Here is a 13,065-nt window from a genome sequence, read left to right as displayed (position 1 = left end):
TCGAAGATGACCCAGACGGCCGCCGCCCGCTTCCCGTTTTCGATCGGTCACGTCGCGAAAGTGACCGGTGTCGCCGTCTCGACCATTCGCTCCTGGGAGAACCAGGGCCTTCTCACGCCCAACAAGTCCTCCGGCGGCCACCGTTCCTACGGAGAAGCGGATATCGAACGCATCCGCCGCATCGACCGGATGCGCCGCGTCGAGGGGCAGAGCCTTTCCGGCATCCGCCGCTTCCTCGAAAGCGAGGAGGAGGCCAGTGCCGCGCCGGAGAGCGAGACGGCGCCGGTTGCCGCCTTCAATCATCTTGGTGCGCGCGTCCGCAGCCTGCGCCAGGAGGCCGAAATGTCGCTGCGCGAGCTGTCCGAGCGCACGGACATCGCCTCCTCGCATCTGAGCATGTTCGAGCGCGGCGTGGCCTTTCTTTCGCCGGCACGGCTCAATGCCATCGCTGAAGTCTTTGGTCGCACACTCGCGGAACTGCTGGGCGGCACCAAGGGGCGTGACTTCCCGGTGGTGCGGCATGGGCAAGGGCGCATCGTCGGCTCCTTCGGGCCCGGCGTCACCATCGAACAGCTCACCGTATCGCAGCGCCTTATGGACGCCGAGGTTTGGACGATCGATCCCGAACGCGAGAGCGATGGCTTCTATGCGCATGAGGGCGAGGAGCTGATCTATGTGCTGGAGGGCTCGCTCGAACTCGCCCTCGCCGACCGCGACGCGGAAGTGCTTAACCCCGGCGACGGCGCCTACTTCAACAGTCGCATCGCCCATCGCTGGCGCAACACCGGCAACGTGCCGGCCAAGGTGCTGTGGATCAACACCGACAGCGACCGCCTCTCGACCATGAGCTTCGAGAAGACCGACCGGCGGCTCGGGCTCGGCGCCGGGCTTGGCGGCGGCATCGGCGAGGGAGCGCTCAGCCTCGAACTGCCGCAAGGCGCGCGTACCTACCGCGTCATCGAGACCCACACCGAGGGCCACCCCACCCATATTCTCATCGAGCCGCTGGAAGGCCTCGACGCGGACAGTGTGGCCGGCAAGTCCCGCCAGTTTGCCGAGCGCTATGACAGCCTGCGCCCCATGCTCCTGCATGAGCCCCGCGGCCATTCCGGCGCCTTCGGCCTGGTGCCTGTGGCGTCCAGCGCCGCCGATTTCGGCGCCTTCTTCATCTCGTCCTATGGCTATCCCGGCCTGTGCGGCCACGCGATCATGGGCTACACGGCGGCGCTGAAGGCCCTTGGCCGTCTTTCACGCCATCCGCGCTTCACCATCGAGGTGCCGAACGGCATCCTCACCGTGCATGTCGGGGTCGAGGGCGACGCTGACGCTATCGCGCTCGAAATGCCGCCGGCCATCGTCTCGGAGGCGGGGCGTAAGGCCGGCGTGGCCGGCTATGATCTGGCTGTTTCCATCGCCATGTGCGGTGACTGCTATGCCCTGGTCGATGCCGACGCGGCCGGTCTGCGGCTCGATGTGAGCGACATCGACCATCTGCTCGCCGTCGGCGACGAACTGCGTCACCACCTTAATGAAGCGCTGCCGCGCCGGCGCGGTGCGCAGCCGGCAATCGACGCGGTGCTGTTCCATGGCGCGGGCGAGGACGGCGCGGTGCGTCAGTTCCTCGCGATTGATCGCCAGAAATTCGACCGCTCCCCGGGCGTCGCCGGCCTCGCCTGCCTCTTGGCGCTGCGTGGCGCCCAGGGGGCGGCCACGCCGGGCGCGCGGCTGGATGCGGTCAGCCTGTTCGGCGGGCACCTCTCCGGCGAACTCATCACGACAACCCATGGCGCCGGCGGCGCCGTGGCGGTCACGACCCGGATCACGGGACGCGCGCATCTCAAGGCCGTGGCGACGCTCATCCAGGAAGCGGGCGATCCCCTCGGCAGCGGCTTCCTGAGATAGGCCTACGCCTCAAACCAAACCAGAGAACTAGGGAACCGACGATGATCACCGCCTCGTCCATTCGGCCGTCCCCGGCCGCCGGCCTCTCATTCCGCTCTTTCGTCCTGCTGTTCGTGGCCGCCATCGTTCTGGCGCTCTCGACCTTCCAGTCCGCCTTCGCCGCCGATCCGAACCTCGTGCTCGACCGAATCCGCAAGAGCGGCGAGCTGCGCGTGCCGGTCATGATCGGCGAGGAACCCGGCTATATCCGCGACCGCAATACCGGGCAGTGGAGCGGCTTCTACGTCGACTGGGCCAACGACATCGCCACGCTGCTGAACGTCAAGGTCGTGCCGGTCGAGACCACCTGGGGCAACCTCGCGGCTGACTTCCAGGCCAACAAGATCGACATCGCCTTCGGCCTCAACCCGAACCCGAAGCGCGGCCTCGTGGTGGACTATCTCAGCGTGCCGCTGTTCACCGATGCCTGGGCCATCGTCACCAAGCCGGGCTTCGCCAAGAAGACCTGGGCCGAGCTGAACGACCCGTCGGTGCGCATCGTCGTGCAGAAGGGCGGCACGATGCAGGTCGTCGCCGAGGCGCTCACCCCTAAGGCCAACATCATCGTGGTGGAAGACCGTCCGCTCGGCATCATGGAGCTGCAGGCGAACCGCGCCGACGCCATGATCCTCGCCGTGTTCGACGCCATCGACGTGTCCAAGGCGATCAGCGGCCAGATCGTGCTGCCGAGCCCGATGCTGCTCAACCCCGCGACCATCGGCATGCGCCGCGAGGAAGGCAATGAGGGCTACGAGAACTGGCTCACCAATTGGGTGAACCAGCAGCGCGCCCTCGGCCTCGCCCAGGGCAAGCTGCGCAAGGCCTTCGAGGCGCGCGGCATCGACCTCTCCGTGCTGCCGCCTGAATTCAACTTCTGACGTCGCCCCCCTCGTCGACGTCTCCTACGGTGCCGGCGCCCGCCGCCGGCACCGGCCTTTCCCTCCACCGCAAGGTCGCCGCGCCGTGTTCGACTGGTCCGTCATTACCCAAAACGCCCATCTGTTCGCCTGGGGACTGGTCGTCACCCTCGAATACACGGTCATCACCTGCGTTCTCGGCCTGATCATCGGGCTGCTGATCGCGCTGGTGCAGCTGTCGCCGATCAAGGCGCTGCGCGTTGTCGGTCGGCTGTTCGTCGAGTTCTTCCGCAACGTGCCACTGCTGGTCTGGCTGCTGTGGAGCTATTACGCGCTACCGATCTTCGCCGGCATCAACATCAGCAAGCAGGCGGCCGGCATTCTCGCCCTCAGCCTCTATGGCGGCGCCTATTACGCCGAAATCCTGCGCGCCGGCATCCAGTCGCTCGACCATGGACAGGCGGACGCCGCCAAGGCGCTCGGCATGCGCTCCTGGCAGGCGATGCGCCGCATCATCCTGCCGCAGGCCTTCCGCCAGATGATCCCGCCGCTGGCGGGGCAGACCATCATCCAGATGAAGAACACCACGCTGCTCTCGGTGCTCACCGTGCCGGACCTGCTCTACCAGGCGAGCTACGTGTCGTCGTTCACCTACCGCCCGATGGAAGTCTACACGGTGGTCGGCATCATCTTCCTCGTCATCCTCATCCCCTCCAACTATCTCGCGCGCCGGCTCGAGATGAACTCCCAGTGAGAGGGCGCGAACCATGACCCGTCCCCCCAACGCTGCCGCTCCGCTGGTCGAGGTGAGCCAGGTGCGCAAGTCGTATGGCTCGCATGAGGTTCTCAAGGGCATCGACCTCACCGTCTATCCCGGCGAAGTGGTGGCGCTGCTCGGCTCGTCCGGTTCGGGCAAGACGACGCTGCTGCGCTGCGTGAACCTGCTGGAGAATCCCAGCTCCGGCCGGATCGCCATCGACGGTTCGCCGATCTTCGACCGGGCGGCGGACGGGCACGACAATGCCCGCATCAGCGGCCGCGACGTGGCGGCCATGCGCAGCCGCGTCGGCATGGTGTTCCAGCAGTTCAATCTCTTTCCGCACATGAACGTTCTGGCCAATGTGATGGAAGGCCCGCGCACCGTGCTGGGCGAGGACGACGCCACAAACCGCGCCCGCGCCCTCGACCTTCTCGCCAAGGTCGGCATGTCGGACTTCGCCGACCGCATGCCCGGCCGGCTTTCGGGCGGGCAGAAGCAGCGTGTGTCGATCGCCCGCGCCCTCAATATGCGCCCCTCGCTGATGCTGTTCGACGAGCCGACCTCGGCGCTCGACCCGGAACTGGTCGGCGAGGTGCTCAACACCATGATCACGCTCGCCCGCGAGGGGATGACGATGCTGGTCGTCACCCATGAGCTGGGCTTTGCGCTCGAAGTGGCGACGCGCGTGGTGTTCCTGGATCAAGGCGCCATCTGCGCGCAGGGCACCCCGCAGGAGGTTCTGCTCCACCCCACCAACGAGCGCGTGCGCACCTTCGTGAACCGCTTCCACGCCACCGCCGAATTGATGCGTCCGCTGCTGCAAACCTGACGCGCCGACGGGCGCTCCCCTCACCTTCCGACTTCTCTGCGTGCCGCCGCTGCACGCGACGCCCCCGCTTTGTCCCGACACACCCGTTCAAGAGCCGAGACCGACATGACCAAAACCAACTGGCAGGGTATCCACAGTGTCCTCGTAACGCCCTTCCTACCCGAGGGGCCCGTCGACTTCCCGCGCTTTGAAGCCCTTGCCGAGGCGAACATCGCCAATGGTGCGGATGGCCTCATCGTCTGCGGCTCGACCGGCGAGTTCTACGCCATGAGCGTAGCCGAGCGCGTGAAGCTGTTCGAGGCGACGGTGAAGGTCGCCGCCGGCCGCGTGCCGGTGCTCGCGGGCGTCTCCGATCTCCACACCGATGTGGTGCTGGAACTGACCAAGGCTGCCGAGACCACCGGCTGCGACGGCATCCTCGCTTTGCCGCCGATCTATTCCAAGCCTGACCTGCGCGAGGCCGAGCACTTCTACCGCCGCATCTGCGCCGCCTCCGGCCTGCCGGTCATGCTCTACAACAGCCCGGTACGCATCGGCGTGAACATCACGCCCGATCTGGTGGCACGGCTCGCCGACATCCCGAATGTCGTCGCCATCAAGGATTCCTCCGGCGACATCCAGCAGGTCGCCGAGCTGTGCCAGAAGGTGAAGGGCGAGCTGGCGGTCTTCGTCGGCTATGAGACGATGATCCGCTCCTCGCTGCCGCTCGGCGTGGTCGGTGTTGTCGCCATGGCGCACCAGCTCTCCGGCCGCCTTGTCCGCCGTTATTACGATGCCTGCCTCGCCGGTGACGCCGCCACGGCCGACCGGCTGGAGCCGGCGCTGTTCGCCATTTATCGCTGCTTCAAGACCGGCAGCTTCTATGCCGGCATCAAGGCGGCAATGAACACGCTCGGCCAGCCGGTCGGCATTCCGCGCGAGCCGCTGCTGCCCTTCACCGACGCGCAGCTCGCCACGGTCGCGAGGATCCTCGCCGACGCCGACGTCGCCGCCACCATCTCCACGCTCGCCTGAACGGACACAGACATCATGCGCTCGACCCGCATCATCCAGGGCATCGATTCCCACACCGCCGGATGCCCTCTCCGCCTCATCACGTCAGGCTTCGGGCCTATCCGCGGCGCCACCATGGTGGAAAAGCGCGCCGACCTTATGAGCCGCGACTGGCTGCGCCAGCTGGTGCTGTTCGAGCCGCGCGGCTCGTTCAACATGCCAGCGGCCGTGCTCACCGAGGCCTGCTCGCCGGATGCCGATATCGGCATGCTCATCCTGGAGCCAGACACGTATCCCCCCATGTGCGGCCATTGCGCCATGGCGGTCGCCACCATCGCCGTTGAGGCCGGCTACATCACCGCGCAGGAAGGCGAGACGCTGGTGCGGCTCGACACCCCGGCCGGCGTCGTTCCGGCACGGGTGAAGGTGGAGAACGGCCGCGCCGTTTCCGTCACGCTGGAGATGCCGCTGAGCTTCCTCTACCAGCGCGACGTGATGGTGGAGACCAAGAGCTTCGGCAAGGTGCGCGCAGATATCGCCTTCGGCGGCGATTTCTACCTCATCGTCAAGGGCTCCGACCTCGGCCTCGACCTGACCACCGATAATGCCTGGGCGCTGGTGAGCGCGGCCGCTGAACTGCGCGCCGGGCTGAAGGACATTCCGGTCCAGCACCCGACACTTGCCCATGTAAACGAGATCTACCAGATCGAGATCATCGGCGAGGGCGACGGCGTGCGCTTCGACGGCAAGAACGTCGTCGTCTGCCCGCCCACCGTGATCGACCGCTCGCCCTGCGGCACCGGCACCGCGTCGCGCATGGCGATGCTGCACGGCAAGGGCGAGCTGAAGGTGGGTGACACGTTCCGCCATGCCGGCATTCTCGACACGGTGTTCACCGGCGAGATTCGCAGCGAAGCCACCGTCGGCGACCTGCCCGCGATCGGCTGCACCGTCACCGGCTCCGCCTACCTCACCGGCAGCTTCAACTTCTTCCTCGATCCCCATGACCCGTTCCAGCAGGGCTTCCGCCTGACGGGCGTCTGAGGAACCGGGTGCAGGAGAGGCACATGTCCCACGATTTCGACCCGAACAGCGTCACCGCGATTACCGATCATCTGATCGGCGGGCGGCGCGTCGCCGGCGATGGCGCGGAGATCGCGCTCGTTCGTCCTTCGGACGGCGCGCCCCTCGGCACCCTCCGGGCCGCGGACGAGGCGCTGGTGGATGAGGCGATGCGCAACGCGGCCGACGTCCGCACGGCGTCCGGCTGGTCCACCGCCACGCCGCTGGAACGGGCGCGGGTTCTGAAGGCGTGGGCCGACCTCATCGACGCGCGGCGCACCGAGCTCGGGCGGCTGGAAGCGGCAACGACGACCCGGCCGGTGGCCGACGTCATCACCCGCGACCTCGTCCGCGCGGCGGGCGCCGTGCGCTACTTCGCCGAATGGGCGGACAAGATCGAGGGAACGCTGATCGCCGGGGCCAACAGCGGCACCACTTTCCTCAAGCCCGAACCCTATGGCGTCATCGCCTCCATCGCGCCGTTCAACTTCCCGGCGATCAACGCCATCTGGAAGTCCGCGCCGGCGCTGGCGACCGGCAATGCGGTGGTGCTGAAGCCCTCCGAGCTGACCCCCTCCTCGGCGGTGATGATTGCCGAACTGGCCATCGAGGCCGGCCTGCCAGCTGGCCTGTTCAACGTGGTGCAGGGTGCGGGCGCCACCGGCTCAGCGCTGGTGCGCCACCCGCTCACCGGCAAGATCACCTTCACCGGCTCGTCGGCCACCGGCGCGCGGGTGATGGCGGATGCGGCGATGACCGGCACCAAGCCGCTGACGCTGGAGCTGGGCGGCAAGACGCCCCAGCTTGTCATGGACGACGCGCATGATCTCGACGCACTCGCCGCCACCATCGCCGGTGGGTTCCTGGCCAATGCCGGCCAGGTCTGCACCGCCGGCACGCGACTGATCGCACCGCGCCACCTGCTCGACGAACTGACCGATCGGATCATCGGCATTGCGCAGGCGCGGGTGGCGGGTCCCACCTGGGACACGCGCGCAACCCTGCCACCGATCATCAGCGAGAAGCAGGCGGCCCGCATCGACCGCATGTTGGCCGAAACGGTGGCCGATGGCGCCACCCTCCTTACCGGCGGCCGGCGCTGCGCCACCATGAATGCCGGCGCCTATGTGGAGCCGACCGTGCTCTCCGGCGTGCCGGATACGTCGGTCGGCTTCCGCGAGGAATTCTTCGGCCCGGTGCTGTCCGTCTACGCCTATGACGACGAGGACGAGGCGCTGGCCATGGCCAACCATCCCAGCTACGCGCTCGCCGCCAGCCTCTACACCACCAGCGCCACCAAGGCGCTTGCCCTCCCCGCGCGCCTCAACGCCGGCACGGTCTGGGTCAACGGCCATGGCCGCCAACCCGATTTCGCAACCCCGCAGGGCGGTTTCGCCGGCTCCGGCTTCGGCAAGGAGATGGGGCGCGCGGGGCTTGAAGGCTTCCTGCGCTTCAAGACCGTCTGGCTCAATCACGGCTGAGAACATGTCCGAACACGCATATGACTACATTGTCGTCGGCGGCGGCGCGGCGGGTGCCGTGCTGGCCAGCCGGCTTTCGGAAGCCTCGAACCTGAAGGTCGCGCTCGTCGAGGCCGGGCCCGACACGCCCCCCGGCGCCGAGCCGGCCGACACGCTCGATGCTTATCCGATCGTCGCCTATTTCAACCGGCTCTATCACTGGCAGAACCTCACCATCCATCTGAACGATCCCAAGCCCGGGGCGGAGGGGCGCCGCTATGAGCAGGCGCGGGTGATGGGCGGCGGCACCTCCATCAACGGCCAGTTCGCCTTTCGCGGCGTGCCATGGGATTATGACCACTGGCGGGAAGCCGGCGCCGAGGGCTGGGGCTGGGACGATGTGCTGCCCTATTTCCGCAAGCTGGAGACCGATCTCGATTTCGGCAACAGCCAGATGCATGGCAGCCACGGCCCCCTGCCGCTGCGCCGCATTCCCGAGAAGGACTGGTCGCCTTTCGCGAAAACCGTCGCGGGCGTCTTCGACAAGCAGGGCATCCGCAATATCGGCGATCACAATGGCGTCTTCGACGACGGCTATTTCCCGATGACCATCAATAATGTCGACGGTGAACGGGTCTCGACAGCGCGCGCCTATCTTACCCGCGAGGTGCGCGCGCGGCCGAACCTGACCATCCTCGCCGACACCGAGATGAAGGAACTGCTGTTCGAGGGTCGCCGCGTCACCGGGCTCACGGTGATCGGGCCGGGCGGCCCCCTGACGCTGACGGCACGGGAAGTGATCCTCTCCACCGGCGCGCTCCAGACCCCCGCTCACCTCATGCGCGCGGGCATTGGCGATGCTTCGCATCTGGGCGAGCACGGCATTGCGGTGCGCGCCGACCGGCCCGGCGTCGGCCAGAATCTGCAGGACCACCCGATGGTCGCCTTCGCCGCCTATCTTCCGAAATCCGCCCGCCTGCCCGCAAGCCAGCGCCGCCATATCCAGATCGGCTATCGCTACAGCTCCGGCCTGCCGGACACGACACCGGGCGACATGTTCGTGCTGCCCTCCAACCGCGCGGCCTGGCACCCGCTGGGGCGGCGGCTCGCCTCCATCCTCGTCTGCGTGAACCGGCCCTATTCGACCGGCGAGGTGAAGCTGCGGGGACGCGACGCCGCGACCGCGCCCTTCGTCAATTTCCGCCAGCTCTCCGACGAGCGCGACCTCAAGCGGCTCGAAGACGGCATGCACCGGCTCTGGGGCATCGTGAACGATCCAGCGATGAACGGGGTGATCGAGAACATCTTCCCCGCCACCTTCTCCGAGCGCGTGCGCAAGCTCGGCGCCGTCAGCCGCACCAACTGGTTCATGACGCTGATGGCGGCCGGAATCATGGGCACGGGGTCGCTATCGCGCAAGCTGATGATCGAGAACGTCATCACCCCCGGCCTCAAGGCCCGCGAGATGATGGGCGACCCCAAGGCGCTGCGGGACTGGATCAAGGAGAACGCCTGCGGCAGCTGGCACGCTTCAGGCACCTGCCGGATCGGCCGCCCGGACGACCGCCGCGCCGTGGTCGATAGCGCCGCGCGGGTGATCGGTGTCGACGGCCTGCGCGTGGTCGACGCCTCGATCATGCCGGCGGTGATCAGCGCCAACACCATGCTGACGACGATCATGGCCGGCGAGAAGATCGCCGACGCCATCAAGTCCGGCCGCTAGAACAGGGGAACGACATGGCGATCCGCCGCTGGATCTCGACCATAGACAGCCACACGGCGGGCCATCCCACCCGCGTCGTCACCGGCGGCGTGCCGCCTCTGCGCGGTGACACGGTCGCGGCGCGGGCCGAGGATTTTCGTGCCCGCTTCGATGCGCTGCGCACCTTTCTCCTGCACGAACCGCGCGGCCACGCGGCGATGGTGGGCGTGGTGATGACCGAGAGCACGCGGGCGGATTTCGGTGCCTTCTTCCTCGGCAGCTATAAGTACTTGGAGATGTGCGGCCACGCGACCATCGGCCTTGCGGTGACGCTGGACCAGATGGGGCTCATCGGTCCCTCCGACCTGCCGCAAAGCTCCTTCACGCTGGAAGTGCCGGCCGGAATCATCACCGTGCATGTGCGCCGCGAGCACGGGGCGGTGGCCGCCGTCACCTTCGAGAATGTGCCGGCCTATGTCGCCACCTGCAACGTTCCGGTCGCCGCCCTGGGGGTGACTGTGAGCGTTGATGTGGTGTGGGGCGGCAATTGGTACGGCCTTGTTGCCGCCCGCGCCGCCGGCGTCGAGCTGGCGCCGGCCGGCGTCTCCCACGCCATGGCCATTGGTGCGGCGCTGAAGGCGGCGCTGAACGCCGACATCGTGCAAGGGCATGTGCCGGGGACCGACCGACCTGTCGATTCCATCCTGTTCTACGAGACAGCGGCGGACGATCAGGGCTTGGTCAGCCGCCAGCTAGTGGTGCTGGAATCGAACAAGTTCGACCGCTCGCCCTGCGGCACCGGCTCCTCGGCGCGGCTCGCCCAATTGGTGGCGCGCGGCGAGATCGGCCTTGATCAGCCGATACGCACCCGCAATATCCTCGACGTCGACTTCACCGCGACCGCACGCGCGATCGAGGGGCGGCCGGACGCCATCCACCCGCACATCATCGGCCTTGCCCACGTCACCGGTGAGCATCGTTTCATGCTCGCCGACGGCGACCCCCTGTCGGACGGATTCCTTTGCCGTTGAGGCCAACATTCGGCCCGCTTCTTCCTCGGGCTCCTGGAGATGACGATGACCGACCTTCCCAAATATGACGAAACCATCGAGCTGCTGATCGACGGCGTCTGGTGCCAGGGCTCCGACGGCAAGAGCGAAACGCTGGAGAACCCGGCCACCGGCGAAGCGCTCGCCACCGTACCCCACGCGTCCGATGCCGACCTCGCCCGCGCTCTGGAGGCCTCCCAACGTGGCTTCAAGCTCTGGAAGGCGATGACGGCGCAGGCCCGCTACACGCTGATGATGAAGGCGGCCGACCTCATCGAGGCGCGCAAGGAGCGCATCGGGCGGCTGCTGACCATGGAGAACGGCAAGCCTCTCGCCGAAGCTGTGCCGGAGGTGCAGTTCGCCGCCGACGCCACCCGCTGGTACGCGGAAGAGGGCAAGCGCGCCTATGGCCGCATCGTGCCCGCCCGCATGGCCAATGTCCGCCAGATGGTGCTCAAGGAGCCGGTGGGGCCCGTGGTCGCCTTCGCCGCCTGGAACTTCCCGTCATCCAACGTCATCCGCAAGATCGCCGGCGCGCTCGGCGCGGGCTGCTCGATCATCATCAAGCCGGCGGAAGAGACCCCCGGCACGGCGGTCGCCATCGCCCGCTGCTTCCAGGAGGCCGGCCTGCCGGCGGGCGTGCTGAACGTGGTGTTCGGCGCGCCGGCCCATGTCAGCCGCGTGCTGCTGGCCTCGCCCATCCCGAAGGCGGTGACGCTCACCGGCTCCACCGCCGTGGGCAAGGAACTCGCCCGGCTGTCGGCCGATACGCTCAAGCGCTGCACCATGGAACTGGGCGGCCATGCGCCGGTCATCGTCCATGGCGACGCCGATCTCGACCTCGCGGCACGCACGCTGGTGGCGTTCAAGTTCCGCAATGCCGGCCAGGTCTGCACCTCGCCCACGCGCTTCTTTGTCCATGAATCGCTCTACCATCCCTTCGTCGAGCGCTTCGTCAAACTCGCCTCCGAACTGAAGGTGGGCAACGGCCTCGACGCCGGCACGCAAATGGGGCCGATGATCGCCCGCCGCCGCCTCGCCGCGATGGAAGAACTGGTGAACGATGCCGTCGCCAAGGGCGCTGAGCTGAAGCTCGGCGGCCGACGCATCGGCAATCAGGGGCATTTCTTCGCGCCGACCGTCCTCGCCAACGTCCCGGCGGATGCGGCAATCATGTCGAACGAGCCTTTCGGGCCCATTGCTCCGATCACCTCCTTCTCCAGTTTCGACGAGGTGATCGAGCGGGCGAACGCCCTGCCCTACGGCTTGGCCTCTTTCGTGTTCACCCGCTCCGGGGCGCTGGCGGCGCGCACCGAGGAGGCGCTTGACGCTGGCCTCGTCGGCGTCAACCACATGGCGGTGTCGACGCCGGAAACGCCGTTCGGGGGAGTGAACGAGTCCGGCTACGGCTCCGAGAGCGGCATTGAAGGACTTGATGCCTTTCTGCGCACCAAGTTTGTGACTGAACTAGCGGCTCTTTGACGATTGGCGCCCCGCGTGGTCGGTCGGCAGTTCCTGCCGGTCGACCACGCGTCCCAAGAGCGAAAGTGACCGGCGTCGGCGGCTCCCGCCGGCTCTCTCGACGCCAGCTGAATCACGCAATTTCAATACCATAGGTGTTCGACGTTTCGGCTCGGTCCGCACGACCGTTAGCGGACCATCCTCTGATCGGAGGCCACGATGCTACAGCAGGCTAGGATGAGCCGTCTGCTTATGGTTCGCCCCTTGAGCTTCGTCACTCGTGCGCTTTTCACGCGATGCGGAAGGAACGGGCTTGCGCGGCCACTTGAGCAACGGACTGTCCGGGCATGCAGAGCGCGCGGCCCAAGCCAAAGCCATCTGCCCCGGCTGCGCAGTGGGGTGCCATTGTCTGGGGTGTGATGCCGCCGACCGGCAGCAGCCACAGCAGGAAGGCGCCATAGGTGCGCGGCGAATCCATCAGCCTATCGGCCGCCAGCAGGTTGATCATGCCGCGCCCATCCGGCGCCGTGGCGAGCAGAGCGCCTGGCCGGGCTGGCGCGCGAGAAATGTGCTCGCCGGCATCTCCGATGCGCTGGCGGACGGGCGGCCGACGCCGAACGAACTCGCAAGGATCGAGAGCGATCTCGACGCGCATCTGCAGGCCACGAAGGCAACGGTGCGCACCAAGATCATGCCTTGCGTGGGGAAGCATGAGGGAAGCTCGCGCGCAGGCCAGTGCTCTTCATCATCACGCGCCCATGGCGGGTGGTGCCGGTGGCGCGCCGGCGGCACCCGCTCGGCCGGCCGCGCTGAGAGATTGCCCGGCGGCTGCGCATCAGCCACCGCTCTGTCGAGGGGCCTTGTCGCGCGGCGGCGGCATCTGGTCGCCGGACGAATGGAGCCGGATGACAATCGCGGCAGCGAAGGCGGAACGATGCGTGTGACCTTGCA

Annotated in this window: 11 protein-coding genes; 10 read left to right on the top strand and 1 reads right to left on the bottom strand. The window is 67.4% G+C overall.

The window, feature by feature from the left end; all coding sequences use genetic code 11:
* Positions 1-6 precede the first annotated feature (6 nt).
* The 10 genes from J2S76_RS01130 to J2S76_RS01085 all read left to right on the top strand — a co-directional run bounded on the left by J2S76_RS01130 (position 7) and on the right by J2S76_RS01085 (position 12,135).
* Positions 7-1,902, top strand: coding sequence for a proline racemase family protein (locus J2S76_RS01130; protein ID WP_307056733.1), 1,896 nt, complete (start codon positions 7-9; stop codon positions 1,900-1,902).
* Positions 1,903-1,943: 41 nt separating this feature from the next.
* Positions 1,944-2,819 carry a transporter substrate-binding domain-containing protein gene (locus J2S76_RS01125; protein ID WP_307056731.1) on the top strand — a complete coding sequence of 292 codons (876 nt, stop codon included), beginning with the start codon at positions 1,944-1,946 and terminating at the stop codon, positions 2,817-2,819.
* Between the two features lie 85 nt (positions 2,820-2,904).
* Positions 2,905-3,552 carry an amino acid ABC transporter permease gene (locus J2S76_RS01120; protein ID WP_018390852.1) on the top strand — a complete coding sequence of 216 codons (648 nt, stop codon included), beginning with the start codon at positions 2,905-2,907 and terminating at the stop codon, positions 3,550-3,552.
* Between the two features lie 13 nt (positions 3,553-3,565).
* Entirely contained in the window at positions 3,566-4,387 is an 822-nt protein-coding gene (locus J2S76_RS01115) for an amino acid ABC transporter ATP-binding protein (RefSeq protein ID WP_307056728.1), read from the top strand.
* Positions 4,388-4,492: 105 nt separating this feature from the next.
* On the top strand, positions 4,493-5,401 hold the full coding sequence (gene dapA / locus J2S76_RS01110) for a 4-hydroxy-tetrahydrodipicolinate synthase (protein ID WP_307056727.1): 909 nt from the start codon (positions 4,493-4,495) through the stop codon (positions 5,399-5,401).
* 15 nt (positions 5,402-5,416) lie between these two features.
* The gene (locus tag J2S76_RS01105) at positions 5,417-6,424 is read left to right on the top strand and encodes a proline racemase family protein (protein WP_307056725.1); all 1,008 of its coding nucleotides are present in this window, start codon (positions 5,417-5,419) and stop codon (positions 6,422-6,424) included.
* A gap of 23 nt (positions 6,425-6,447) precedes the next feature.
* Positions 6,448-7,923: an aldehyde dehydrogenase family protein gene (locus tag J2S76_RS01100; protein WP_307056723.1), complete on the top strand. Its 1,476-nt coding sequence runs from the start codon at positions 6,448-6,450 to the stop codon at positions 7,921-7,923.
* 4 nt (positions 7,924-7,927) lie between these two features.
* On the top strand, positions 7,928-9,625 hold the full coding sequence (locus tag J2S76_RS01095) for a GMC family oxidoreductase (RefSeq protein ID WP_307056721.1): 1,698 nt from the start codon (positions 7,928-7,930) through the stop codon (positions 9,623-9,625).
* A gap of 14 nt (positions 9,626-9,639) precedes the next feature.
* Positions 9,640-10,635, top strand: a complete 996-nt coding sequence (locus tag J2S76_RS01090) for a proline racemase family protein (protein ID WP_307056720.1) — start codon at positions 9,640-9,642, stop codon at positions 10,633-10,635.
* 45 nt (positions 10,636-10,680) lie between these two features.
* A complete protein-coding gene (locus J2S76_RS01085) occupies positions 10,681-12,135 on the top strand; it encodes an NAD-dependent succinate-semialdehyde dehydrogenase (protein ID WP_307056718.1) in 1,455 nt (484 codons plus the stop codon).
* Positions 12,136-12,403: 268 nt separating this feature from the next.
* Here J2S76_RS01085 and J2S76_RS01080 read toward each other — a convergent pair whose 3' ends face one another.
* The gene (locus J2S76_RS01080) at positions 12,404-12,769 is read right to left on the bottom strand and encodes a helicase HerA-like domain-containing protein (RefSeq protein WP_307056716.1); all 366 of its coding nucleotides are present in this window, start codon (positions 12,767-12,769) and stop codon (positions 12,404-12,406) included.
* Between the last annotated feature and the right edge of the window lie 296 nt (positions 12,770-13,065).

It is taken from the genome of Ancylobacter vacuolatus, from assembly GCF_030813595.1.
In the GTDB taxonomy this organism is placed as follows: Bacteria; Pseudomonadota; Alphaproteobacteria; order Rhizobiales; family Xanthobacteraceae; genus Ancylobacter; species Ancylobacter vacuolatus.
The sequence above is the reverse complement of the archived record's forward strand: the minus strand, read 5'-3'. Positions and strand labels throughout refer to the sequence as shown.

What these genes read in the sequence shown, in the direction of transcription:
- J2S76_RS01100 (WP_307056723.1), top strand. Translation starts at nt 6,448, where the DNA reads ATGTCCCACGATTTCGACCCGAACAGCGTCACCGCGATTACCGATCAT.
- J2S76_RS01095 (WP_307056721.1), top strand. Translation starts at nt 7,928, where the DNA reads ATGTCCGAACACGCATATGACTACATTGTCGTCGGCGGCGGCGCGGCG.
- dapA (WP_307056727.1), top strand. Translation starts at nt 4,493, where the DNA reads ATGACCAAAACCAACTGGCAGGGTATCCACAGTGTCCTCGTAACGCCC.
- J2S76_RS01085 (WP_307056718.1), top strand. Translation starts at nt 10,681, where the DNA reads ATGACCGACCTTCCCAAATATGACGAAACCATCGAGCTGCTGATCGAC.
- J2S76_RS01090 (WP_307056720.1), top strand. Translation starts at nt 9,640, where the DNA reads ATGGCGATCCGCCGCTGGATCTCGACCATAGACAGCCACACGGCGGGC.
- J2S76_RS01080 (WP_307056716.1), bottom strand. Translation starts at nt 12,769, where the DNA reads ATGCGCGTCGAGATCGCTCTCGATCCTTGCGAGTTCGTTCGGCGTCGG.
- J2S76_RS01130 (WP_307056733.1), top strand. Translation starts at nt 7, where the DNA reads ATGACCCAGACGGCCGCCGCCCGCTTCCCGTTTTCGATCGGTCACGTC.
- J2S76_RS01105 (WP_307056725.1), top strand. Translation starts at nt 5,417, where the DNA reads ATGCGCTCGACCCGCATCATCCAGGGCATCGATTCCCACACCGCCGGA.
- J2S76_RS01125 (WP_307056731.1), top strand. Translation starts at nt 1,944, where the DNA reads ATGATCACCGCCTCGTCCATTCGGCCGTCCCCGGCCGCCGGCCTCTCA.
- J2S76_RS01115 (WP_307056728.1), top strand. Translation starts at nt 3,566, where the DNA reads ATGACCCGTCCCCCCAACGCTGCCGCTCCGCTGGTCGAGGTGAGCCAG.